Here is a 22,083-nt window from a genome sequence, read left to right on the forward strand (position 1 = left end):
GCCGTCAAGCCGCATGAACAGAGGGGCGCCCACAGATTCTGGTGAAGAGCGCGATTTTTTTCTCCGGGTGCCGCAACGCCTGCCGGGCCATGGTCGCCAGATGATGCTCCTCGCGATACGGGACGTGGCGCTGCCACATGATGAAGATGATCTTCAGCCATTTCGCCCCCAAGGCCCGCAGCGCCCGGCGATGCCGATGGCCCCGCGCTCGCTGCTCGTCGTAGTAGGCCCGCGCCCACTCACTGCGCTGCAGGGACAGCCACGCCAGCTGGTCCACGGCGTAGCGCAGCTGCTTGTCGCAGGCGAAGCGGAACCGCACCACCACCTGTTTCCCGCTCCGCACGGTGACGGGCACCATCCCCGCCTGGGCCTGCAGGTGCCGAAACGACTCCCACCGCCCGGGGGCGTCGCCCAGGCGGGCCCACAGCGTGGGCACCGTCACCCCGTGCTCACCGACCGGCAGCGTCCGCGCCTGAGCCGCCGCCGGCATGGTCGCGAAAAAATCGTCGATCGCCTGTCGATAACTGGCCACCGCCGCCACGACCGCGGTCAATTCCGTGACCAGCGCCTGCATCAACCGGCTCTTGGCGCGGACGACATGCGGGGGCACCGGCAGCTGCGGCTGCTGCAGCTTGGTCCACAGGTCCGTGGTCCGCGCCTCGCTCAGGTGGTGCGCCTTGGCCCACCGCTGCCACTGCCGCTCGGTCAGCGTCATCAGCGTCGCGGGGGTCGGATACGCCTGCAGGAAGGCGGCGGCGAGGGCCGTCGTCAGCTCCGCCACGTCCACCGCCCGCGGATAGTAAGCCTTCAGCGTCGCCGTCAGCTGGTTCACCAGCCGCGTGTGCGTGCGCCCCTGGCGCTGATAGTCCTCGGTCAGCAGCTTCAGCTCCTGCGCCGCCTCCGAGCTCGGCCCCAGCGCCAGCAGGTGGGGGTGATCCGTCCGCAGAAAGCCCGCCAGCACCCGGGCATCGAACAAGTCGTCCTTGGCCCCGCTCTGGCGGAACCGATCCCGTGCCCGGTCCAGGGCCTTGGGATTGACCGGGTACACCCTCACGCCATGTCCAGCAGCACGTCCACCACCCGACCCTCCGGCCGCTCGATCGCCGCCCACAGCCCGAGGCCCTGCGCGCGCCATTCGTCCAGCTGTCGCCCCCACTCACTGAACCCCACGGGGCTATGCGGCACCATGCCCGCGCTGACCCGCTGCCCCTGCTCGTCCTCGACCCACACCGCATGCGCTTCATCCGCCCAGTCCACTCCGATGTAGTACCGCATGGCCGCGCCTCCTTTGCCCGGCGTCGCGGCCTCAGAGCCGGAACGGCTGGTTGCCCTTATACCGGTCCTCAGTCGGGACCACTTTCTATGGAACCTCTCCGCCGTTCTCTTGCCGACCGGGACAGTCTGGGGCTGAGCCTCGAGGGTTGCGAGCCGATCGGTCCTCTGGCCAGCAAGCTCTGACCCTTCACGCCTGGCCTTCGTCTCTCCTCCTCCCCGGATCATTCCGGGGGTCGGTAGGAGTATGAGGAGCCAATGGCACAGAGTTAACGGGATACGCAGACTCCCGAATGGCCATGCTAGGGGCCCGGGAAGAAGATGACGAGCAAGGGACGAGTTGCAGGATGGGTCAATCCGCTGGCCTTCACAGGATATACATCCGCACCGCCCGCGCTGTCATGCTGAGATTCGTCCTGCAGCGGGTCCTGCTCGTGCTGCCCGTCCTGTTTGACCATGCATTGACGCGAGCCCTCGATGTGGATACAGTAATTACATCATCGCGCTCGAGGAGCCACGGACATGCCACGGACCATTCGCTCGCTGGAACTGAAGGTCGTACCGATCGGGAATTCGCGCGGGGTGCGCCTGCCGAAAGCGGTCCTCGACAAGTACGCGATTCGGGACGCGGTCGTTGTCGAGGAGCGAGAGGACGGGCTCCTGCTTCGCAGCAAGAAGAAGGACAAGCGGCTCTCCTGGGACGAAACCTTCAAGGACATGGCTCACGAGCGCGAGGATTGGAGCGACCTGGATGCCACGCTGAACGACGGGCTCGACCAAGAACCCTGGTGAGCCGGGCTATCGAGCGGTACGGCATCTATCGGGCAGACCTCGATCCGACCCGCGGCAGCGAGATCGCGAAGACGCGACCTGTGGTCGTCGTGAGCCTCGACGCGATGAACCGACACCTGGATACGGTGGTCGTATGCCCCCTCACCACGCGACTTCACCTCCGCTGGCGTAGCCGCATCCAGTGCGCGTGTGCGGGCCGGAAGGCGGAGATCGCTGTCGACCAGATCCGCACGGTCAGCACGGAACGCCTCGGGCAGCGGGTAGACCGGCTGGCGCCATCACTCGCAGCGCAGCTTCGGCATCTCATCACCGAGATGTACGGAGCATAGCAACCCGCAGTCCGGCATCCGCGACCAACGCAACGGCCTGACGGCCGACTCGACCTCCTGGGCGCGCACACCTCGTTTTCGATCAGCGCGACGCAGACGGCCAGGACAACTGGCGGAACTCGACGGCGTCGTCGATGAGTCGGAGTGGGTCGCCGATGAGCGTGGCGATGTGATGGTGGAGATCCACGCCGATGCGATCAGCAACGTCGAGGCGGCCGGGCCGGATTCGCTCCCAGCATGTCGAACAAGGCGGCGTTGAGCGCGTCGGCTGCCTCGTAGGGACTCCAGTGGCCCGAGTCAGGGATCACGCGAAAGTCGAGGTCGGGCTGGACCGAGGCGAGGAATTGCCGGGTGCCGTACCGGACCTACGCGACCCGGACGGGCGCGCTCGCCCTGGCCGTCGGCAACGACGCGCAGTTCGCCCGCCTCGCTGCGGCCGTGGCTCACCCCGAGTGGGCCACCGACCCGCGGCTCGCCACCAATGCCGCCCGCGTCGTGAACCGCGAGAGGGTGGACCGCCTCGTCCAGGAGGCCCTCGCCGGCGAGTCGGCCGAGGTGTGGATCGCGCGCTTGCGGGCCGTCGGCGTGCCCTGCGGCCGCGTCAGCACCGTCGCCGAGGCCCTCGCCGATCCCCAGGCGCTGGCACGCGCGATGGTGGAGACGATCGACCACCCCACGGCGGGGCCCTTCCGCGCCCTCGGCTCTCCCGTCACGATGGCCGGCACCCCGACCCGGCTCCGGCGGCCCCCGCCGACCCTCGGCCAGCACACCGAGGAGATCCTCGGCGAGCTGGGGCTCGAGTCGGCGGAGATCGCCCAGCTCAGGGCCGACGGGGCGATCTGAGCGACGGCGGCCGCTCATCGCCACCGCCGCTGCCGGCTTGCCCCTGGCCGCCCGCCATGGCGCCCACGACCAGAAGCGGCTCTGTCCCCGCCGCCACGGGGTCCGGCAGCGGGGTGTCCGGCGGCTCGTGGGACAGATCGTTCCCGCAGGCGAAGACTCTGAGGAATGCCCGGCGCTGCTGCGTGATCTGATCGCGGATCGTCCCGCGCAGCACCGGATAGCGGCTCTCCAGCGCATCGAGGACCGAGCGCTGCGTGACGGGAGCCGCAACGTCGACCGTCACCTCGCCGTCGACGTGCACGAGCGTCCGCAGGTGGGCCGGGAGCACGACCCGGATCACGGCAGCGTCTGGGCCTCGACGGACACCACGGACGGAAGATCCCGCACGATCGGCGCCCAGCTGTCCCCGGCATCCGCCGAGGCGTACACCTGGCCGCCGGTGGTCCCGAAGTACACGCCGCACGGCTCGAGCGAGTCGACGGCCATCGCGTCGCGCAGCACGTTGACGTAGCAGTGGCGTTGCGGCAGCCCGTTCGTGAGCGCCTCCCACTCGTGGCCGCCCGTGCGGCTGCGGTAGACGCGCAGCTTCCCATCCGGCGGGTAGTGCTCGGAGTCGCTCTTGATCGGGACCACGTAGAGCGTCTCCGGCTCGTGCGCGTGCACGTCGATGGGGAACCCGAAGTCGGTCGGCAGGTTCCCGCTCACCTCGCGCCACGACTCGCCGGCGTCGTCGCTGCGCATGACGTCCCAGTGCTTCTGCATGAACAGCACGCCCGGACGCGCCCGGTGCATCGCGATGCGGTGCACGCAGTGGCCGACCTCGGCCGTCGGGTTCGGGAGGCCGTCGGAGGTGAGGCCCCGGTTGATCGGCCGCCATGTCGTGCCGGCGTCGTCACTCCGGAACGCGCCCGCCGCCGAGATGGCGATGAAGATGCGCTCGGGGTGGCCCGGATCCAGGAGGATCGTGTGCAGACACATCCCACCGGCGCCGGGCTGCCAGGAGGACGCCGAGCCGTGGCCGCGCAGGCCGGGGAGCTCCTGCCACGTCTGCCCGCCATCGGCCGAGCGGAACAGGGCGGCGTCCTCGACCCCGGCGTAGACCGTGTCCGGATCGGTGAGGGAGGGCTCGAGATGCCAGACCCGCGCGAACTCCCAGGGGTGCGGCGTCCCGTCGTACCACTGGTGAGTCCCGGTGACCCCCTCGTACACGAACTTGTTCCCCACGGGCTCCCACGTCTTGCCCCCGTCATCGGAGCGCTGGATCAGCTGCCCGAACCAGCTGCTGGACTGCGAGGCATACAGCCGATTCGGGTCCGCGGGTGATCCCTTGAGGTGGTACATCTCCCAGCCCCCGAAGTGCGGGCCAGTGATATCCCACTGCGTGCGCCTGCCGTCCGACGTCATGACGAAGGCGCCCTTGCGCGTCCCGACCAGTATCCGTACGCTGCTCATCCCCGCCTCCTTCCCGGTCCGACACGCCTTCCCTCAGGCGCCGGACCTCGACGGTGCTCGATCCCCGGGGGCAATGGGAAGCCCAGGCAGCGCTCGCCGCCGTGCATCCCCGTGTTCAGAATTCTACGACCCAGGGCAAGCGGGCGGCTTCACGCGGGATCCGGTGTCCGTCAGGCCGGGCGGCCCCCGGATGCGGTCGACGACCCGCGATGCGGCGCCAGCTGCCAGCGGCCATAGGCGACAAACGCCGCGAAGAACCCCACCACGACCGAGATCAGCGCCGCCACGACATCACCGCCCGCCAGCGTGACCACCGTGGCCCCGATCATGATGATGACGAGGCCGCAGGCGGCCAGCGGGGTGAGGCCCGGCCGGATGCGCAGGAGCCCGGGCAGGATCAGGCCGAGCGCGCCGAGCATCTCGGCCACGCCGATGAACCGCATGAACGAGCCCGGCAGCGCCACCGGCCCCGTCAGCTTCTCGAGCGGCAGGACCAGCTTCATTCCCCCGGCCCACAGAAAGAGGAGCGCGAGCAGCCCCTGAACGATCCACAGCGCATGGGTCATGATCGGTCTCCTCCACCCCCCGCGAGGATGAGGACGGGGGCCTCCGCTCTCGCCGAAGTGTCCGCCTGCAATGGTGGGCCGTCAAGGAGTCGCCCCTTGGACCCGCTGAGTGCGGTGCCCTCCGCGATCACGCCCGACGGTCTCCTGCTACAGCTCGACGATGCCGTCGGTCACCCGGCTCAGGCGCTCGAGCACCAGCGGGTCGTGCCCCGGGATCACGAGGTCCGCCCCCCCGGCCAGCTCGCCGTGGGCATGGTCAAGCCTCCTGTCTTGTGCGAGATTCTACGGATCCCGGCGTCAACGTCAGACCCCACCCCTGAGACCCAAGGAGGAGCCATGACCACCCCCGCGCCAGTTCCGCCGGTCCGCAACGAGGTCCGCCCGGTCGTGCCCCGGCTCATCGAGCTCACCGAGACGCTCCTCTACCCCGACATCTGGGAGCGCCCGGGGCTGTCCAAGCGCGACCGGAGCCTCATCACCGTCGCGGCGCTGGTGGCCCTCTACCGACCCGACCAGCTCAAGGGCCACACCGAGCGCGCGCTGGCCAACGGCGTCACGAAGGAGGAGATCGGCGAGCTCATCACCCACCTGGCCTTCTACGCCGGCTGGCCCAGCGCCATGTCGGCCGCACGCGTGGTCAAGCAAGTCTTCGAGGAGAAGAAGGCGTGAAGGTCGGATTCATCGGACTGGGCACCATGGGCCCCAGCAGCGGCACGCGCCGCCCGTCGAACTCGAAGCCCTTCGAGAGCGCGGCGGGGGAGAGGATCTCCCCATGCTGATCGGTCTGCTGACGGAGGAACTCGAAGGCCCGCGTCCGCACCCGGTCATCGACATCCGCCTCGGACACGCCCCCTACCCTCGGTACACCGTGTCGGCGTGCCATTCCAGGAACTCGCGGCCGGGCTGGTCCGCAGCCTGGCCCGGCAGCCAGATCCGGTTCCCGGAGTGCGGGTAGTTGACCTCCTCGAGATCAGGCCGCCGGCTCAGGAACCGGCACCAGTCTCTATCGGTGACTGCCACCCAGGCTCGCACAGCCGCATCTTACCCGAAGATCCAGGTGAGGGGGATCCTGCTTGCTCCGGAGGCGCCCGAGGAGCCTGGTGGGCCGCCAAGGGCTCGAGCCTTGGAGCTTGCCGTTGGGTGGCGCCTGCCCGGCGGCCGATCCGCAGTGTGGGCAAGGAGCTCGACGGGTGAAAGACCCTCAGCATGGTCCAGCGCCACGCGCAGGCGTGCGAGGCATCCTGCGTGCCGCGGTTGAAAAGCGTTACTTCCTGCGGTAACATCAGTCGTGCCGAAAGATTCGGCGTGGCGGCTATATCTTCCTCTCCCGGCGGAGCGATCATCCGCCGCGGCATGTCCACGTCTACCGGAACGGCAGGTTCATCGTGAAGTGGGATCTCGAGAACAGGATGCCGATGAAGGGGAAGGCATCGGCCAAGGTCCTCGAGTTGATCGCGCAGCTCGAGGCCGAGGAGCGGCTATGAAGATTCGCAGCGTGAAGGCCAACAATCGACGCAAGGCCTTCGAGGTGATGGCAGCCGGGAAGCGGCTCCTGTTCCCGTTTGCCCAGCTCCTCGAGGTGCAGCCAACGGCCGAGGATCCCATCGCGCGCGCGTACGTCGACCGGGAGCTGGACGCAGAGGGATTCACGTATGCGCTCAAGTCCGGTCAGGAGGGGACCGTCCACGTGGAGGACGTTCTCGAGTACAACCAGGACCCCGACCACCTGCGCGATCTGCTCGTGTATCAGCTGACGCTCGAAGCCCAGAAGCGCATCGCCGCCTCGCCGCTGGCCAAGCGCGAGATCATCCGTCGGCTCGGAACCTCCCCGACGCAGCTCTACCGACTCCTGGATCAGACGAACTACCGGAAGTCTGTCGACCAGCTGCTCCGGCTCCTCCAGGTGCTGGATTGCGACGTGCAGCTCGTCGTGCACGCAAAGAGCGCCTAGCCAGGGCCGCCCCCCTGGGCCTGCTCGCGCCAACACGAAGAGGCCGGCGGCTGGGCCACGCCAATCTACGTCAGCCGACGGAGGCGCCCGGCGACGGCCCGCACGTTGCGCGGGGCGGCGAGCCAGATGGCGACGGCCGAGACCGCGCTGCCGCCGATGGCGATCGAGAAGGCCAGGGCGTAGCTTCCGGTGGCGTCGTGGAGCGCGCCCGTCGCCCACGCGCCGGCGGCCCCGCCCGCCACGGCCGCCAGCATGAGGGTGCCGAAGATGGCGCCGTACTCCCGACCCTCGAAGATCTCGACGGGGATCGCGCCGAGGACGGAGGTGAGGCCATAGCCGAGCATGCCCTGCGAGAGGATCATCAGCCAGAGCAGCCCCGGCGTCGGGGCGTGGCGCAGGAGGAGCAGGGCGAGGTAGCAGAGGGCGAAGCCCACGCAGCCCACCGTCCACACCCATTCGCGCCCGATCCGGTCCGAGAGATGGCCGAGCGCGATCTGGCCGGGAACGGCCACGAGGCTCACGAATCCGAGCGCCCACGCGGCGCCGGTCGACGTGAACCCGACCTCGACCAGGTACTTCGTCTGGTGGACCTGCACCGCGTACCAGGCGAACATCGCCCAGAAGTATCCCAGCGCGATCCACCAGAACCGGCCCGTGCGCAGGGCGCGGCCGAGCGTCCAGTCCACGGCGGCCCAGGCCCGGTCGACCACGTTCGTCAGTGGGCCGCCGGGGGCGGCATCGCGCGAGGCGCGGTCACCGTCCGGCAAGAGCCCCAGGTCCTCGGGCCGCCGCCGCACCATGAGGTTGAGCGGCGCCAGCACGCCCAGCGTCACGAGGCCGAGGGCAAGGCAGGCGGTCCGCCAGCCAGCGCGCCCGATGAGGGACTGCACCCAGGGCAACAGGATGATCGAGCCCCCGCCGACGCCGGAGTACGCCACGCTCATGGCGAGTCCCCGCCGGCGCACGAACCAGCTGGGCAGGTAGAGCGCCTGACCGGTGTACGAGAGGCAGATGCTGCCCCCGCCGACCAGCACGCCGAGCGTGGCGTAGAGATGCCAGGGCTCCCGCACCAGCGGGGCCAGCATCAGCCCGGCCGCCATCAAGCCCACGCCGAGTTCCATGACGACCCGGGGGCCGCGCCGGTCCATCAGTCGACCGAGGAACGGGCTCAGGACCCCTGAGACGAGGAAGCCGAAGGAGAAGGCCCCGGCCGTCACGCCGCGCTCCCAGCCGAACTCGTCGAGGATCGGCGGGAAGAGCAGCGAGAAGGCGGTCCGCGCGTTGACGCCCACCCCCATGGTGACGAAGGCGACCGCCACGATGACCCACCCGTAGAAGAAGGGCGCGCGCACGCGAGGATTCCCGCCCGCTCCGACCACGCCGGAGCCGGGCTACCCGGGTGCCGGCGGGATCAGGTTCAGCGGGGGCTCGCCCTGCGCGGCCCGGCGGATGTTCTCCGCGATGAGCGTCGCCCGCGCCTCCACCATCCCTTCGGTCCAGCCGGCCACGTGCGGCGTCATCAGCACGTTGGGCAGATCGTGGAAGGCACGGCGCCCGGGAAAGGTCGGGCCGGCGCCCGCCGGATACCGATACCAGACGTCGAGGGCGGCGCCGGCGATCGTCCGCTGGGCCAGCGCCTGGTAGAGCGCCTCCTCGTCGACGATCTCGGCGCGCGCCACGTTGACGAGGACCGCATTCGCCTTCATCAGGCCGAGCTCCCGCTCTCCGAGGAGCCCGCGCGTCGCCTGCGTGAGCGAGAGCGTGATCACCAGGTAGTCGGCCCGCCGCAGGACTGCGTCCAGGGCGTCGGGGTCGCCGAGGAAATCGAGCGCCGGCGCGACGGGCTGCGTCGCGTCGCGCCGGATGGCCCAGACGGCCATGTCGAAGGCCCGGGCCCGCCTGGCGACAGCCCGTCCGATCCGGCCGTACCCGAGGATGCCGAGCGTCTTGCCGGCCAGTTCCGGCCACGGCGCCGGTGGCGAGCCTGGCGCCCACTGGCTCTCCCACTCCCCCCGCCGCAGGCGAGCGTCGAGGCGGCTGAACCCACGGCTCAGGGCCACCATCGCCCCGACCACGTACTCCGCGATGCCCACCTCGTGGCCGTAGGCGTTCGCCAGCCATGTGCCGGCCGGCAGCGCCGATCGGTCGATCCGGTCGACGCCGGCGCCCGGCACCTGCACGAGCTTGAGCCGCCGCGCCGCCTCTCCCATCTCACGGGTGAAGGCGAGGGTGACCAGGACGTCGACCTCGGACAGCCGCGAGACGATCCCGACCTCGTCGGCCACGATGACGTGGCACGGCATGTCCAGGCGGGCCCGCACGGCCTCTTCGAGACTCGCGGAGAAGGTTCCGGCGAAGCCGATTCCGAGCATGAACGGCCTCCTTTCTGGCTCCGGTCGCAGCATGCCGGGCGCCGAGCGCGCATGCCTGACACACTTCAGACGATTCCTGCCACCGGGCTCCCTCGCGCTTGCGCGAACGGATGCCGGAGAGCAAGATTCCCCTCGTCATGGCGAAGCGCGTCGTCCTCCTCGTGGTCCCCCCGGTGGACGAGCTCGACCTCGTCGGGCCGGTCGAGGTGTTCGGGACGGCGAATCGCTTGCTGGGGGGCGGCCGGAAGCCCTATGCGGTCGAGGTCGTCACCACGGCGCCAGATCGACGGGTCGAGGGAGAGTCCGGGCTGTCGCTCCTCGCGCATCGGCACTATCGTGACGCGGGCGGCCGCGCCGACTCCGTGCTGATCGTCTGTGGCGTCGGCGCCCGCACGATGCGCGATCCGGCGCTCTTCGGCTGGCTCAGACGGGTGGCGGCGACCACTCGCCGCCTCGGGTCGGTGTGCGTCGGCGCCTTTCTCCTGGCCGGAGCCGGTATCCTGGATGGCCGCCGGGCAACCGCGCACTGGAGGTACGCGCGGGAGTTCGCCGATCGCTACCCGCGGGTCGCCGTCGATCCCCGACCGACGTGGGTCCAGGACGGCAACATCTACACCTCGGCTGGTATCTCAGCCGGGATGGATCTCGCGCTCGCCTGGGTCGAAGAGGACTTCGGCACCGCCGCGGCCCTGAAGGTGGCGCGCGAGCTGGTGTTGTTCCTCCGCCGCCCGGGCGGTCAGGACCAGCTCAGCGTCGCACTCGAAACGCAGGCCTCGCACACGAGGTCGATGCACGAGCTGCAGGTGTGGATGACGGAACACCTCGACCAGCCACTGTCGGTCGACGCGCTCGCCGATCGGGTCGCGATGAGCGCGCGGAACTTCGCGCGGGTCTTCACGCGGGAGTTCGGTACCTCGCCCGGCCACTATCTCCTCCTGGTGCGCGTCGAGGCCGCCCGGCGGCTCCTGGAGCAGACCGACAGGAGTCTCGAGCAAGTGGCGAACGCGTCCGGGTTCCGGAGCGTCGACGTCATGCGACGGGCTCTCCTCCGGGCCCTGGGGACGACACCGCGCCGATATCGGCGCCACTTTCAGACTCCCGCCGCGAGCGCTCGCATGAGGGCGGCGGAGCTCCACGGCCCGCTGGTCGCTGCCCGACGAGAAATCGCGAGGACCGCCCGCGTAGCCACGACCTCGAACCGTCGGCAGAACCTGCGTGTGGCTGTCGCTGGCCTCGGCGAGCGGGACCTCCGCCCGGTGGGTGGCTCGAGCGTTCCGCGGGCGAGCGGCCCGTCTCGTCCCGGCCAGGTCGGCAAGACCTGACTGCTCGGCGCCGCTCCCGGTTCGTCGTCCACCTCGAGGAGGTGAAGGAGCCGACGTGACCCCCGGCGTCGGCGGCGCGCGCCGCGAGGAGTCGGCGGGGAACGACGAGCCGTCTCACGCGACGCGCGCGATCACGGCTCCCGAGACGTTGGAAACCGGCGCCGGACCGAACGCGCCCGCGCCGGCCGCGAGCTCGAGCCCGCCCGTGACGGGCGAGATCCTCGTCACCACCGGCGCCTCGTCGCCCCAGCTAAAGAAGCAGAGCTTCATCTCGCCGCCCTCGAGGACCGGCTGGTTGACGAGGGCGACGGCGTGCGCGTTGAGTCCACCCACCGGCGACTCCAGGGCGGTCGTGAAGAAGGAAAATCGTCCGAACAGGACGATGTCGGTCTTCTCCGACGGGCCGAGCTTCGCGAGGGCCGAGGCCGGTGTCTCGGACGCGGCGAAGCCGATGCTCTTCACTTCCGTGTAGAGACCGGTGCCCTCGAAGAGCTCGGCACACGAGCCCTGCGTGATGTTGGGCGATGCCCCCGTGTCGTTGATGGGCCCCTCGTAGTCGATGACGTCGTTCGACTCGTCCTGCACGGCCCCGAGGAGGATCCAGTCCGTGTGCGTGAAGACGATCGGCCGGGTGCGCCCCGGCGGCAGCGGTGCGCTCGCCAGCTCGCCGCGCACGTACGTCGGCAGGTCGAACGCGTAGAGCTCCGCCGGCACCTCGATGCTCATGCTGCCGAGCGTGCCCGCACCCGTGTCGTACAGGCTCACTCCGAACCGAGCGACCGTCTCGGGGAAGCGCCGGAGCTGTGCGTTCAAGAACGCCGCCGGCAGGCACCAGCCGAAGCTGCCCTGTCGCAGCCGCCACGGCTCGAGGACGAGCTGCTTCAGCCGGCTGCCGAACTCGGCGCGCGGGCAGAACCAGCGCACCGGCTCGCTGCCGCGATCGCGCAACCACACGTCGACGAGGTCGATCGCCGCACGCTGCCGATCGCTCGACGGGGGCGTCGCCCCCAGCAGGAGGCGTGTGAGCGGGATCACCCCGGTCAGGACCATCGCTTGCCCTCCTCCGGATCCTGCGGCGTCCCGGGCGCCCCACGTGCGCGCTCGGGCAACCGCGACGCGACCACTGCCGATGCGCCCCGCACCCGCCGCAACGGATCGGGGCGGCTCGCGCGAAGCATCTCCCCCGTCTTCTGCGCGGTCGCGCGGCGCTTCTTCCTGGGCGGAAGCAGTCCGCGCGACCCCGCGATGACGATCGGCCGCATCTTCTCCGGCAGCGGCAGGCGGATACCCGGCAGTCGCGGCCGCTCGTCCTTCGGGTCGGGGGCCGCGGGCGCCGCCGCAAGGAACGAGACCGTCGCCTCGGTGCGCTGGCCCTGTCCGTCGAGCACGACCACGCTCAGCGCGTTGACGCCGGCGCTGAGCTGCGACGGATCGAGCGTTCCCGTCAGCAAGGTTCCGCCGCGCTCGGAGCGCACGACGTCGCCCAGAAGCACCCCTGAGATCGGTCGGCCGAGCCCGCGGATCGACGTCGCACCCGAGCCGCCGAGGAGCAGACCGCGGTCGCGTCCCGCGCCCCCGCCGCGGCTCACGGCATCGCTCGGCGTCACCACGTCGCGAACGCCCGAGAGCTCGCCGGGCCGAACGCCGCCCGGCGCCGCGCCGGCGGACCGTGCGGCAGCGCCCCCGCCCCCGGACGCGCCGAGGCGTCCAGCGTGCCGCGTCAGAAGGCGCGCCACGGCCCGCTCGCGAAGCACCTCCCGTGCGAGCGCAAGACCGGCCGCTCCGTGGCCGCCGTGACCGCGCAGCTGCTTCGCGCCCCCGACCGCTCGGTTGCCGCGCAGTGCTGCGCCGGTGATCGGATGCGCCGGCAAGCCGAGGCCCCTCAGCCCTCCCTTCCCCGGCCCGCTGCCGGCGAGCGGCGCCACGGTGAATCTCGACAGCGGCACGGGCTCGCCGTTCAGGAACACGAGCAGCCGCGGCGGCGCCTCCTCGCCCTCCTCGACGATCGACTCCGGCACCCCCTCGATGCGGACGCGCACGCTCGTCGGCCGATCGACGACCTGCATTCGCGCCGGCGAGAGGATCGCGACCGAGCGCGTCCCCGGCGCCGTCTCGGCCCGGCGCTTCTCGAGCGTGGCCTGCTCGGTCTCGAGGCCGGCCTTCTCCGTCTCGCGCGCCTGGAGCTGCTGCTCGGCGGCGAAGGCAGCCGCGAGCTTGCCGGCCGCCGCCTCGATCGCCGCTTCGACCGCGCCGAGCCCGCGCCCGACTTGCCGCACGACCGCCAGCACGTCGTCGAGCGGGATGTCGATGCGCCCGAGGTCGATGGCGTAGCTCGCCGTGCGGTTCCGCGTGGCGAAGTCCCACGGCGCCGGGCCAACGTGCTCGACCACGGTGTACTGCCAGGACACCTCGAACTCGAGATCGATGCGCGGATCGTCGCCGAAGGCTCCCTCCACGGCGTCCTCGATGCGGTCGAGGACCAGCTCGAGCAGCTGGGGCGCCAGCGGCGCGTTCGCGTCGAGCTCCCGCACGTCGTCCACCAGGTCATCGAGAGACGACGCCACCACGCCCACCGCGTCGAGGATCACGGAGACCACACCCGTGTTGAGCGCCGACCGCAGCGCGCTGCGCATGGTCGACTCGACCGAGCCCTTGATGTCCGCCGGCACCCAGTGCTTGTAGATGTCGTTCGATTCGAGCAGGTCCGTCGCCGCGCCGACGGCGGAATCGACCAGTCCATCCTTGAGCCGGTTCCGGCCCGTCGTCGTGTCGAGGCTCGCCAGGCTCTCGAGGAGCGCGTCGGCTGCCTCCGCGAAGCGCTCGGCCACCTCCTGGGCGAGCGCGGCGATCTCGGCCACGAGCTCGAGCAGCCGCTGCCCGAGCGCGCCCAGCGCGGCGATCACCTCCGCCGCGAGGTCGACGACGAGCTGCGCCGCACCCTCGATCGCCTCCGCCAGATCCTCGAGGAGCTTGAGGCCGATGCGCTCGATCAGCAGCTCGACCAGCCGGAAGAAGCGCTCGACGCCGATCGTGCCCAGCTCCTGCCCGAGCGCGGAGATCGCCTCGAACTGCGGCACGAAGTTGTCGCGTGCCAGCTCGTCGAGGAACGCACCGCCGCCCGCCGCGGGGAGCGGGTCGATGACCTGGTACATGAGCGCGCGCAGACGCTGGCGCTGGCTGCTCGGCAGCGGCCCGTAGACCTCGGCGCCGATGCGCAAAACCTCGGCCAGCAGGTCGGCGATGTCCTCCGCGGCCATGCCGGCCGCCGGGTTGCCGGCGAGGAGCGACACGATGCCGCCCGGGTCGTCGATGTGGTCGGCCAGCTCGTTCAGGATGCCGGAGAGCTGCTGCTGCACCGTCGCGAGCAGAACGTCCCCCGCGGCGACGACGCTGCGGCCCAGCACCTTCATCACGATGCCCGACAGGGCCTCGGTGACCTGGCTCGTCGGCACAGCGTCTCGGCTCCAGCGCAGCGCCTGATCGAAGACCGTGTCCACCGCGAAGAGCGCGGACGGCACGAGCACCTCGTCGACGAGCGTCTTGACGTCGGTGCTCGCCGGCAGGCTGCTTCGCACGGCCGGCGCGATCACGCCGGCCACCTGCTCGTGGACGAAGGCGCGCAGGGAGTCGGCGAGCGCCGTCAGGGTCGCCACGTCGTCGAGCTGGCCGGCGCCGTCGCGCACGACGGCGCCGGCATTCCCGAGCAGCGCACGCGCGATGTCGTTGGGGCTCGCGCCGATCGGGCCCCGGAAGGCGTCGAGGAACGCCTCGGCGCCCGGCGCAACGCGGCGCACGAGGTCGAGCACGGTCGCGTCGGCGAGGAAGTCGACCAGGTGTTCCTTCTTGAGCGCCGCGCCGCCGGCCAGGCCCAGGCGAGCGCGGAGGACGCCGGCGACCGCGGCGGGAGGCTGGCTCGCGAGGTCTCCGGTGAACGACTCGTGAGCGGTCCGCGTCGGCAGGCCGATGATCGACACGGATCCGCTGGCGCGCACGACGCGCGCCGCGGCGGCGACGGCGAGCTGTCCTGCGGCCCACAGGATGGACAGGCCACGCCCGATCGTGGCGTCCGTGCCGAGCCCGAGTGCGCCCGCGAGGTCCAGGGCGGGCCCAACGACCTGGCTCCAGTAGGTGAGGTTCGCGGCCGTGCCCTCGAACGGCTGCGCGGGCATCGCCGCGAGCCGGTCCGCGAGGGCGCGACGCTGCGCGATCGCGGCGTTCCACGCGGCGGCGTCCGCGCTCGCGCGAGCCGAGAGGACGCTCTGCAGCTCGGACAGCCCCGCTTCGACCGCCTTGCTCAGGAGGAAGCGCTGGCTCTCCTCGAGCACCACCTGCCCGCACCGCAGCGCGACCGCGCGCGCGCCATCGGCGTCCCGCGGAGGATTCTGCCGCGTGAGGAAGTCGCCCAGCTCGTACGCCGCACGCAGCGCGATCTTGCAGGGAGCCCGCGCGGCGTCGACGAGCTGCGCCAGCCCCGGGTCGTCGATGGGAACGCCGGCGGCGACCTGCTCCGCCACCGCGTCCACCAGGAGGTCGACCGAGCGACCGACGAGCCGACTGAAGTCCTGGATGCCGAGGCGCGCGAAGAGGCGGAAGCCAGCGCCCGCTTTCAGCCCGGCGCCGAGACCCGCGACGATGTTGAAGCCGGGACGCAGGCCCCGCGCCGGATCGTCGAGGGCGGTCCCCGTGATGACGAGATCCGCATAGGCCTGGGCCGTGAGCGCGGCCTTGGCAAAGAGCCCAGCCGAGACCTCGACCTCCTCCAGGAACACGCGAAACAGCTGCGCCGGCAGGCCGGCCATCTCGGGCGTCTGCTCGACGAGGGCGATGAAGTCACCGATGCTGAGACCGACGCTGGCCCGCACGGCCGCGGCCAGCTCGGCGATGGCTTCCAGGCGGACGGCCAGACCGACCTCCCCGAACAGGTTCATCGGCACCTGGACCTGCGCGGTGAGCGCCGCCTGCGCCTGCGCCTCTCCCGAGAGCTGAGCCGTCAGGAACTGGCTGAGGCCGAGGTCCACGGAGGCGAGGACCTGTGCGCCGACATCGAGGTTGATGCCGCGCTTGAGCTCGGCAGCCCCGCGCACCGTCACCTCGGCCGAGCCGCTCGCCGCGCCCCAGTCGGTCGCAGCGGTGCCGCCCGCGCTGAAGACGCTCTTGCTCAGATCGAGCGATGGCATGAGGGTTCTCTCCCCGCGGCCGGACGACAGCCCGCCTCTCCTGCACTCATTGCTCGCCGCTCCGCCCCCGCCGCTTCCTGATCAGGGCAAGGCCGACCACAGGCACGACGACCGGCGGTGCTCGCGCGTTCACCTCGACTGCCTCGCCCCGGGTCCTCCGGAAGCATAACGCATCAGTCAAGCGCCTCCCTGAGGTTCGCCGTTGTCGAGGTCCGCCTTGAGGCGCTGACTGACGAGAAAACGGTACTCGCTGCCGCCAGACAGCCGCCCAGGCGCGCACAGGCTACCTCGGGCGCACGCGGTCAGGGGAGAGACAGATGCGCGCTCGTGGTGTATGAATTGGGGAATAGCGCCAGTCATCCGAGCTTGCTATTGTCGAACCGTAGACGCAGACGGCGAGCATAGGTCGATCAACGTGAGCCAGTCAGAGTCGCTGAGGCTTCTCCGCGAGGAAGGGATTGCACTTGCTTCGCAACCCTCCATCAGCCGTGAAGTGGCGGAGGACTGGCGTAGGCGTACATTGGCGGCCCTGGAGGGAGCGTACGGGCGGGCCTCTTCGCACGTTCGAGACTTCTCGCTACTTTACTCGCTCACGATCCAAGACGTCAGCGGCTCTACAGGTCCGTAAACTCTTCGCCCTCACCGACGAGGCCCTGCTTCGGCAGGAAGACGCGCTTCCTTTCGTCAGCGACGACCTTGCCGATTATGTGCGTCGCGAACCCGCTCGCCGCGAAGGCTTGCTTCACCGCCTTGATCAACACTTCGTCATCCTGAACGATGAGGCAGAATCCAATTCCCATGTTGAAGACCCGATACATCTCTCGCGCGGGAATGGCGCCGGTTTCTTGAATCAAATCAAAGATCGGCTGTGGCTCCGGTAGGTCATCGATGTGAAAGCCGACATTTGAGTCAATGCGCGCCAAGTTCAGAAAGCCGTCACTCGTCACGTTGACAAGACCTCGAATCGGCAGCTGCTGCCGATTCACGAGATCGACCACCGGACGAACATAAATGTGGGTGGGTTGGAGCAGCTCCTCCCCCACCGTACGGCCGAGGTCGGCCACGTACTGATCGGCTTTCAGTTTTCCCTCGTCCAACAGCGCTCTTCGGGCGAGCGTGAGACCGTTGCTGTGAATACCACTGCTACGGACACCTATGATGATGTCCCCGGGGGTGACCTCCCTCCCGAGAATAATTCGGGACAAGGGCACAATGCCGGCGCACATCCCGACAACATCTAAGCCGCGCCCCGGCCCGTGGCCCTTGATGATGTCCGGGATTTGCGAGATCTCCCCGCCGACGATGGCAACGCCGGCCAGTTCTGCGCCTCGATAAAGACCCTCGGCGATCTCTTCTAACACCCGTGGTGTAGCGCTTTCGATTGCGATGTAGTCGAGAAAGGAGATTGGCTCGGCGCCAACGCAGATCGCATCGTTGACGTTCATCGCCACGCAATCGATTCCGATCGTGTCGTAGCGGTCAAGCATCTCTGCGATTAGCACTTTGCTACCGACCCCGTCCGTGCAGAGCGCAAGCCCCAAGCCGTGCCCAATGTCGACGACGCTTGCAAAGAACCCGACATCGACAACGCGGTGGCCTGGTTGCCCTTCCTTCCGAAATGCCGCGGTCTTGTTCACCCAGCGGAGCAACGCGCCTAGGCCGAGCTGCGTGTTGTCGAGCACTCCTGTAGCGTCGTAGCTCAGCGAGCGATTAGTGGGCATGGATTCCTTGCCGGCGAGTGAATGCGACACGTCTAGACCCCATAGCCCGACGACTCAGGCAGACGCCGTACGGGGCCATCGGAACCTTGCCCCGCAAGATGTAGTGATCGACCCCACACTGGGATACAGCTTGTAGTAGGCAACTGCCCGTTTGTCAAGCGAAAACGTGACCTCCAGTTCGAGGATATCTTACTCTACACGGCCTCGCCATACGGCGCTTCCAGATGCGCAGCGGAAGGCCTCGAATGAGTCGCTGGTGCCATCGCAATACCGCGCGGTCAGGCCGTGGACCCGACCGAGGATCACCTTGCCTCAGGGGTGGACCAACAGGGGGTCGCTGCCCGCCAAGAACGCGATCAGGGCCATGAGAGCGGCGACGGCCTCGGGATCCCCGAGCAGGCCTTCACGTGGACTTGCACCAGATCGGCAGCGGAGCACCCAATATAACCGATTAACAGGATTGAGCTTCCTTGAGGTCTCCCGCTTGACAGGTCGCTCCCACGGCCCGGCCGGAGCGACATTCGACCGCCATGTCATGCCTGCGCCGACCGTGGCCGCCGATCCCCGGGGAGGCCCCTCTCACCCCCGCGTGACGCCGTTGTCGCCACAGGCGGGGCAATGCCACACGATGGTCTCGCCGTCGGCCTCAAGGGACGCGACGATCTCGCCAGGACACCGCCGGCGCCCCGGGCTCCGCCGGCTCTCCACGTTCGTCCGTTGGTCAGCAGCCGCCCGCCCGCTCGTCACCCAGGCGACGATCGCCCCGAGGAAGAGCGCCAGGTTGAGGGCCGGGCCAGGCAGGTCAACCATGGTGCCGGAGCCATCCAGGTAGTGCCTCATGTCGGTCACCCACGTGGGCCCGATCGGACGGCTCCTCCCCATCACCGGGCCCCCTCTTGCTCTCGGTCGTCACGCTCTCGGAGCGGATAGGGCCCCACGTAGCCGCTCGCCGGGAGGCGGCCTGCCCTCTCCGGACCCGCCGCGCTCTCCCCCGGACTCGCGATTGCCTTGAGCCGTAGATCCCCGGCCTCCGGCTTGAGACGCCCGGCGATCCTCCACGCCTGCCGTGTCGCACCGAGCTGACCCGGCGCCACCTCCCCGGCCGCGAGCAGGCGCGCCCCCATCAGGAAGTCGGTGTCGAAGAAGAACCGGTCCACGATGGCGTTGAAGTCGATGACCTCGATGTCATACGGGCCGACCTGGTCCTCGGCGCCGATGGCCCCGTCGTTATGGAGGTCGAAGAAGATCTGAGGACCCGAGTACAGGACCAGCCAGTGGTAGTCGGTGAGCTGGTAGCGCCGCCCGCCGTCTCGGCTGGCGCGCAGCAGGCGGTCGATGACGCGGACCAGCTCCCGCCGCGTGAAGAAGGCCGCCAGCTCCGGGCACAGGTCGCGATAGAACTCGTCGAGCTCCAGTGCCTCCGCCGCCGTGAGCCGATGGCCAGGGAGATAGCGGAGGAGGTGGACATCGCGCACGTGCGCCAGCGCCTCGTGGACGATCGCGAGAAAGATGGGATCGGGCTCATCCTGGAAGACGATCATCGGCTCCCTCGCCCGGGTGGCGTCAGCAGACTATAGCCGAGAACGGCAACGATGAGGAGCGCCGCCTCTACGCTCCCCCTCATGCCAGCACGTACCGCGCCGTCGGCCCCTTCCCTACCTGCCGCAAGAACCCCATCCTCGTCAAGATGTTCAGCTCCACCCTCGCCGTCTCTCCGGAGACGCCACATTGCTCAGCGAGTTGACGGCGGTTCACGGCACCCTGTTCCTGAGCGATTCTCAGCGCCGTCTCCTGCCGCTTGCTCGCTGGCGGCGGTGGCCCTGCCAGGACGCCTGGTCGGGCCGGCCCCTCTCCGCCAGCGGCCGATGGCCTCCCGAGTCGTGGGCCACTCGCGATCCTGAGGTCGTCCTGCTGAATCCACCCCCTGCTGAATCCACCCCTCCTCGCGCAGGACCATGGCCTCCTTGAGCGCCTTCGACAGCGCGCGCACGTTGCCGGACCACTCGTGCGCCATCATCGCTGCCAGTGCCTCCGGCCTCAGCCCCTCGATCGCAAGGGCATGCTTGCCGTTGAACAAGATCCGGAAGTGCTCGATGGGGAGGGGGGTGTCCTCGCGCCGCGCCCGGAGCGGCGGCACCTCCAGCACGATGTCGGTCAGCCGGTCGTAGAGATCCTCGCGGAACTCCCGACGCGTCACCGCCTGCTCCAGATCCCGGTTCGTCGCCGCGATCACCCGCTCATCGACCCTGGTCGTTCTCGTGGAGCCCACCGGTCTCAGCTCCCCGTTCTCGAGAAAGCGGAGGAGCATGGCCTGCGCCTCGAGTGGCAGCTCGCCGACCTCGTCCAGGAAGACGGTCCCTCCATGGGCAAGAGCGAGGAGGCCTTCCTTCCGGGCGACGGCCCCGGTGAAGGCCCCCCGCTCGTTGCCGAAGAGGTCGCTCAGGAGCATCTCCCGCACCAGCGTCGCGCAGTTGACGACCTGCCAGGGACGCTCCCTCCTGGCGCCGAGCCGGCGGACCACCGAGGCAACCAGGTCCTTCCCCGTCCCGGTCTCCCCCTGCCACGGGATCATCGGCCGGAGCGCCGCGATGCAGGCGCTGTTCCGGCGGATGGAAGGAGGGCAGATCTGCTCCCGCCATCCGCGCCCAGCTCCCGCCCCGCCGGCGGCGAGGAGGACCGCGTACTTGTATGTCGCCGTGTACTTCCCCTCGTCGAGCAGCCCGAGGCCCTTCTCGGCGAAGGCGATGGCGCCGCGCTCCGCGCGCGACGGGTCAGCCGCGCGCCCCCGCGTCTTTCCGTGCTACGGTGGCCGCGGAGGCTCAACGCCCATGGACACCGCGAAGCTCACGGTCCTCAGGTGAGAGATCCTCGCCCTCCCCGAGGCCGAGCGCGACACTCTCGCCCGCGAGCTCCTGCCCGAGCTGCTCCTCACCCGCCCGGGCCTGGCTCTGATCGACGAGGCTCTCGAGGAGCTCTCGGACGAGCAACTCGTCGCCCTGGTCGAGCGCGCCAGGGCGCGGGCTCGCGAGCTGTCCGAGGACGCCGTGGCAGCCGTGATCGCCGAGGGGCTGAAGGTCGGTCGGTCGTCGAGAGCGAGGTGATGGAGGGAGCGGGGCGGGCTCACTCCACCGGGCGACCGGCACCCTGAGGCGGCGCCGGCACGCGCGGGCCCGCGCTCAGGCCGAGCCCTCTCCAATGGGCAGATAGCGGATGCGGTGCCGGGCGTCCTCGACGATGATCACCACGCCACGCTCGAGCGCCTCGCCGGAGGCCTCGAGCACCGCGCCGAGCCGCTCGATGACCCGCGCCGGCCGGGTGTTGTGGAGCCGGAACAGGATGACCCGGGCGGGCGCACTCCCCACGAGGGCGGCGAGCTCACCGAAGTCGAGGTCGAAGGTGAGGACGATGCGTTCCTCGTGGAGGGCCTTGGCGAAGATCGCCTCGTCGGGCGGCCGCTGAAGACCTTCCTCACGCAGGTGGACAGCATCGTGGCCGGCCCGGCGGAGCCAGTCCACCACGCGCACATCCACGCCCATGTCGGCGAGGAAGCGCACCGGCGTCGGCTACGGGACGCGGACCTCTTCCCGCGTCAGCCAGGCGGCGTACTCGATGGCCTGCTGGATGTCCTTGCGCTCGAGATCCGGATAGCCGGCGAGGATGTCCTCGAAGGAGGCGCCATGCGCGATCTGGGCGACGATGACGGACACCGGGATGCGCAGGCCCCGGATGCAGGCCCGCCCTCCCATGATCCGCGGATCGAAGGTGATCCGGTCGAACACGGCGCCGCCTCCTTTCCTGACTGCCCCTAAGGTACTGCGCCCACAGGGCCGAGCGCAAACCCGAGGCGCGGGAGGAACCGCCGGCTCGCCTGCTCCGCCTCGCCGAGGAGGGTGCGCGCCGGCTGACCGAGCGGCAGCGCCACCTCCAGCGCCTGCTTGCGGAGGGCCCCACGACGAGTCCCGAGTCAGGAAGTTCCACAAGAAGGGGCTCAAGGACGCGAAGCTCCCGGCGTTCCGGCTCTACGACCTCCGGCACACCTACGCGAGCCTGCTCCTGGCCGCGGGCGCGCCGATCACCTACGTGGCCGCGCAGCTCGGGCACGCGAACCCGGGCACGACCCTCCGGTACTACGCGCGGTGGATCCCGAGCCGCGGCCAGCGGTGGGTGGATCTCCTGGACCGCGCGGCGAGTGCCGTGGTGGGCGCGGTCAGGGCCGCTGCCGAGGCCGTCTCCGGCCCGATCTGGAACCAGCTCTGGAACCAGACGGGCCCGAAACAGCAAATCGG

At 69.9% G+C, this 22,083-nt stretch carries 23 protein-coding genes and 2 pseudogenes; 8 read left to right on the forward strand and 17 right to left on the reverse strand.

Annotated elements, in window-relative coordinates; all coding sequences use genetic code 11:
• Window positions 1–4: 4 nt before the first annotated feature.
• Together HYV93_26185 and HYV93_26190 are read right to left on the reverse strand one after the other, a co-directional pair.
• Window positions 5–1,048: a transposase gene (locus HYV93_26185; protein MBI2529465.1), complete on the reverse strand. Its 1,044-nt coding sequence runs from the start codon at window positions 1,046–1,048 to the stop codon at window positions 5–7.
• Window positions 1,049–1,050: 2 nt separating this feature from the next.
• On the reverse strand, window positions 1,051–1,275 hold the full coding sequence (locus tag HYV93_26190; protein ID MBI2529466.1) for a hypothetical protein: 225 nt from the start codon (window positions 1,273–1,275) through the stop codon (window positions 1,051–1,053).
• Between the two features lie 519 nt (window positions 1,276–1,794).
• Between HYV93_26190 and HYV93_26195 the strand changes: the two genes are divergently transcribed.
• The 3 genes from HYV93_26195 (at window position 1,795) to HYV93_26205 (ending at window position 3,236) form a co-directional block, all read left to right on the forward strand.
• The gene (locus HYV93_26195) at window positions 1,795–2,064 is read left to right on the forward strand and encodes an AbrB/MazE/SpoVT family DNA-binding domain-containing protein (protein MBI2529467.1); all 270 of its coding nucleotides are present in this window, start codon (window positions 1,795–1,797) and stop codon (window positions 2,062–2,064) included.
• Window positions 2,061–2,393, forward strand: a complete 333-nt coding sequence (locus HYV93_26200) for a type II toxin-antitoxin system PemK/MazF family toxin (GenBank protein ID MBI2529468.1) — start codon at window positions 2,061–2,063, stop codon at window positions 2,391–2,393. Before HYV93_26195 ends, HYV93_26200 begins: the two co-directional genes overlap by 4 nt.
• A 351-nt stretch (window positions 2,394–2,744) precedes the next feature.
• Window positions 2,745–3,236, forward strand: a complete 492-nt coding sequence (locus HYV93_26205; GenBank protein ID MBI2529469.1) for a CoA transferase — start codon at window positions 2,745–2,747, stop codon at window positions 3,234–3,236.
• 46 nt (window positions 3,237–3,282) lie between these two features.
• Here HYV93_26205 and HYV93_26210 read toward each other — a convergent pair.
• The 3 genes and pseudogenes from HYV93_26210 to HYV93_26220 form a co-directional block, all read right to left on the reverse strand.
• Window positions 3,283–3,576: pseudogene (locus tag HYV93_26210) on the reverse strand (MoaD/ThiS family protein).
• Window positions 3,573–4,688 (reverse strand): exo-alpha-sialidase, encoded by a 1,116-nt coding sequence (locus HYV93_26215; GenBank protein MBI2529470.1) that lies wholly within the window; start codon window positions 4,686–4,688, stop codon window positions 3,573–3,575. Before HYV93_26215 ends, HYV93_26210 begins: the two are co-directional and overlap by 4 nt.
• Window positions 4,689–4,858: 170 nt before the next feature.
• Window positions 4,859–5,254: a DoxX family protein gene (locus HYV93_26220; GenBank protein ID MBI2529471.1), complete on the reverse strand. Its 396-nt coding sequence runs from the start codon at window positions 5,252–5,254 to the stop codon at window positions 4,859–4,861.
• A 336-nt stretch (window positions 5,255–5,590) separates the two neighbouring features.
• Between HYV93_26220 and HYV93_26225 the strand changes: the two genes are divergently transcribed.
• Window positions 5,591–5,923 (forward strand): carboxymuconolactone decarboxylase family protein, encoded by a 333-nt coding sequence (locus HYV93_26225; GenBank protein ID MBI2529472.1) that lies wholly within the window; start codon window positions 5,591–5,593, stop codon window positions 5,921–5,923.
• Here HYV93_26225 and HYV93_26230 read toward each other — a convergent pair.
• Together HYV93_26230 and HYV93_26235 are read right to left on the reverse strand one after the other, a co-directional pair.
• A complete protein-coding gene (locus HYV93_26230; GenBank protein MBI2529473.1) occupies window positions 5,892–6,101 on the reverse strand; it encodes a hypothetical protein in 210 nt (69 codons plus the stop codon). The genes HYV93_26225 and HYV93_26230 overlap by 32 nt on opposite strands.
• Window positions 6,102–6,106: 5 nt before the next feature.
• A complete protein-coding gene (locus HYV93_26235) occupies window positions 6,107–6,274 on the reverse strand; it encodes a hypothetical protein (protein ID MBI2529474.1) in 168 nt (55 codons plus the stop codon).
• 278 nt (window positions 6,275–6,552) lie between these two features.
• On the opposite strand from HYV93_26235, the gene HYV93_26240 reads away from it, so the two are divergent.
• On the forward strand, window positions 6,553–6,738 hold the full coding sequence (locus HYV93_26240; GenBank protein MBI2529475.1) for a DUF4160 domain-containing protein: 186 nt from the start codon (window positions 6,553–6,555) through the stop codon (window positions 6,736–6,738).
• The gene (locus HYV93_26245) at window positions 6,735–7,205 is read left to right on the forward strand and encodes an XRE family transcriptional regulator (GenBank protein ID MBI2529476.1); all 471 of its coding nucleotides are present in this window, start codon (window positions 6,735–6,737) and stop codon (window positions 7,203–7,205) included. Before HYV93_26240 ends, HYV93_26245 begins: the two co-directional genes overlap by 4 nt.
• A gap of 65 nt (window positions 7,206–7,270) precedes the next feature.
• Here the strand turns inward: HYV93_26245 and HYV93_26250 are convergent, their stop codons facing one another.
• Window positions 7,271–8,557 carry an MFS transporter gene (locus HYV93_26250; protein ID MBI2529477.1) on the reverse strand — a complete coding sequence of 429 codons (1,287 nt, stop codon included), beginning with the start codon at window positions 8,555–8,557 and terminating at the stop codon, window positions 7,271–7,273.
• Between the two features lie 39 nt (window positions 8,558–8,596).
• Entirely contained in the window at window positions 8,597–9,577 is a 981-nt protein-coding gene (locus tag HYV93_26255) for a phosphoglycerate dehydrogenase (protein MBI2529478.1), read from the reverse strand.
• Between the two features lie 110 nt (window positions 9,578–9,687).
• Here HYV93_26255 and HYV93_26260 point away from each other — a divergent pair, with 110 nt between their 5' ends.
• The gene (locus HYV93_26260) at window positions 9,688–10,899 is read left to right on the forward strand and encodes a GlxA family transcriptional regulator (protein ID MBI2529479.1); all 1,212 of its coding nucleotides are present in this window, start codon (window positions 9,688–9,690) and stop codon (window positions 10,897–10,899) included.
• A 114-nt stretch (window positions 10,900–11,013) separates the two neighbouring features.
• Here the strand turns inward: HYV93_26260 and HYV93_26265 are convergent, their stop codons facing one another.
• The 8 genes from HYV93_26265 to HYV93_26300 all read right to left on the reverse strand — a co-directional run bounded on the left by HYV93_26265 (window position 11,014) and on the right by HYV93_26300 (window position 21,543).
• A complete protein-coding gene (locus HYV93_26265) occupies window positions 11,014–11,949 on the reverse strand; it encodes a hypothetical protein (GenBank protein MBI2529480.1) in 936 nt (311 codons plus the stop codon).
• Window positions 11,940–16,076 carry a hypothetical protein gene (locus HYV93_26270; protein ID MBI2529481.1) on the reverse strand — a complete coding sequence of 1,379 codons (4,137 nt, stop codon included), beginning with the start codon at window positions 16,074–16,076 and terminating at the stop codon, window positions 11,940–11,942. The genes HYV93_26265 and HYV93_26270 overlap by 10 nt, the downstream gene beginning before the upstream one ends.
• A 614-nt stretch (window positions 16,077–16,690) precedes the next feature.
• Window positions 16,691–17,827 (reverse strand): phosphoribosylformylglycinamidine cyclo-ligase, encoded by a 1,137-nt coding sequence (gene purM, locus HYV93_26275; protein MBI2529482.1) that lies wholly within the window; start codon window positions 17,825–17,827, stop codon window positions 16,691–16,693.
• Window positions 17,828–18,376: 549 nt separating this feature from the next.
• Window positions 18,377–18,637, reverse strand: coding sequence for a hypothetical protein (locus HYV93_26280; GenBank protein MBI2529483.1), 261 nt, complete (start codon window positions 18,635–18,637; stop codon window positions 18,377–18,379).
• A gap of 41 nt (window positions 18,638–18,678) precedes the next feature.
• Window positions 18,679–19,338 (reverse strand): hypothetical protein, encoded by a 660-nt coding sequence (locus HYV93_26285; GenBank protein ID MBI2529484.1) that lies wholly within the window; start codon window positions 19,336–19,338, stop codon window positions 18,679–18,681.
• A 191-nt stretch (window positions 19,339–19,529) separates the two neighbouring features.
• A complete protein-coding gene (locus HYV93_26290; protein ID MBI2529485.1) occupies window positions 19,530–20,369 on the reverse strand; it encodes a sigma-54-dependent Fis family transcriptional regulator in 840 nt (279 codons plus the stop codon).
• Between the two features lie 604 nt (window positions 20,370–20,973).
• Window positions 20,974–21,351: a DUF5615 family PIN-like protein gene (locus HYV93_26295; GenBank protein ID MBI2529486.1), complete on the reverse strand. Its 378-nt coding sequence runs from the start codon at window positions 21,349–21,351 to the stop codon at window positions 20,974–20,976.
• A gap of 9 nt (window positions 21,352–21,360) precedes the next feature.
• Complete coding sequence (locus HYV93_26300) at window positions 21,361–21,543, reverse strand: DUF433 domain-containing protein (GenBank protein ID MBI2529487.1); 183 nt, start codon at window positions 21,541–21,543, stop codon at window positions 21,361–21,363.
• Here HYV93_26300 and HYV93_26305 point away from each other — a divergent pair.
• Window positions 21,455–21,931, forward strand: a pseudogene (locus tag HYV93_26305) (tyrosine-type recombinase/integrase). The gene HYV93_26300 and the pseudogene HYV93_26305 overlap by 89 nt on opposite strands.
• Window positions 21,932–22,083 lie beyond the last annotated feature (152 nt).

This window comes from Candidatus Rokuibacteriota bacterium (genome assembly GCA_016188005.1).
In the GTDB taxonomy this organism is placed as follows: Bacteria; Methylomirabilota; Methylomirabilia; order Rokubacteriales; family CSP1-6; genus UBA12499.

What these genes read in the sequence shown, in the direction of transcription:
- HYV93_26190 (MBI2529466.1), bottom strand. Translation starts at nt 1,275, where the DNA reads ATGCGGTACTACATCGGAGTGGACTGGGCGGATGAAGCGCATGCGGTG.
- HYV93_26195 (MBI2529467.1), top strand. Translation starts at nt 1,795, where the DNA reads ATGCCACGGACCATTCGCTCGCTGGAACTGAAGGTCGTACCGATCGGG.
- HYV93_26215 (MBI2529470.1), bottom strand. Translation starts at nt 4,688, where the DNA reads ATGAGCAGCGTACGGATACTGGTCGGGACGCGCAAGGGCGCCTTCGTC.
- HYV93_26220 (MBI2529471.1), bottom strand. Translation starts at nt 5,254, where the DNA reads ATGACCCATGCGCTGTGGATCGTTCAGGGGCTGCTCGCGCTCCTCTTT.
- HYV93_26225 (MBI2529472.1), top strand. Translation starts at nt 5,591, where the DNA reads ATGACCACCCCCGCGCCAGTTCCGCCGGTCCGCAACGAGGTCCGCCCG.
- HYV93_26245 (MBI2529476.1), top strand. Translation starts at nt 6,735, where the DNA reads ATGAAGATTCGCAGCGTGAAGGCCAACAATCGACGCAAGGCCTTCGAG.
- HYV93_26255 (MBI2529478.1), bottom strand. Translation starts at nt 9,577, where the DNA reads ATGCTCGGAATCGGCTTCGCCGGAACCTTCTCCGCGAGTCTCGAAGAG.
- HYV93_26260 (MBI2529479.1), top strand. Translation starts at nt 9,688, where the DNA reads ATGCCGGAGAGCAAGATTCCCCTCGTCATGGCGAAGCGCGTCGTCCTC.
- HYV93_26265 (MBI2529480.1), bottom strand. Translation starts at nt 11,949, where the DNA reads ATGGTCCTGACCGGGGTGATCCCGCTCACACGCCTCCTGCTGGGGGCG.
- HYV93_26270 (MBI2529481.1), bottom strand. Translation starts at nt 16,076, where the DNA reads ATGCCATCGCTCGATCTGAGCAAGAGCGTCTTCAGCGCGGGCGGCACC.
- HYV93_26280 (MBI2529483.1), bottom strand. Translation starts at nt 18,637, where the DNA reads ATGAGGCACTACCTGGATGGCTCCGGCACCATGGTTGACCTGCCTGGC.
- HYV93_26285 (MBI2529484.1), bottom strand. Translation starts at nt 19,338, where the DNA reads ATGATCGTCTTCCAGGATGAGCCCGATCCCATCTTTCTCGCGATCGTC.
- HYV93_26290 (MBI2529485.1), bottom strand. Translation starts at nt 20,369, where the DNA reads ATGATCCCGTGGCAGGGGGAGACCGGGACGGGGAAGGACCTGGTTGCC.
- HYV93_26300 (MBI2529487.1), bottom strand. Translation starts at nt 21,543, where the DNA reads ATGGGAGGGCGGGCCTGCATCCGGGGCCTGCGCATCCCGGTGTCCGTC.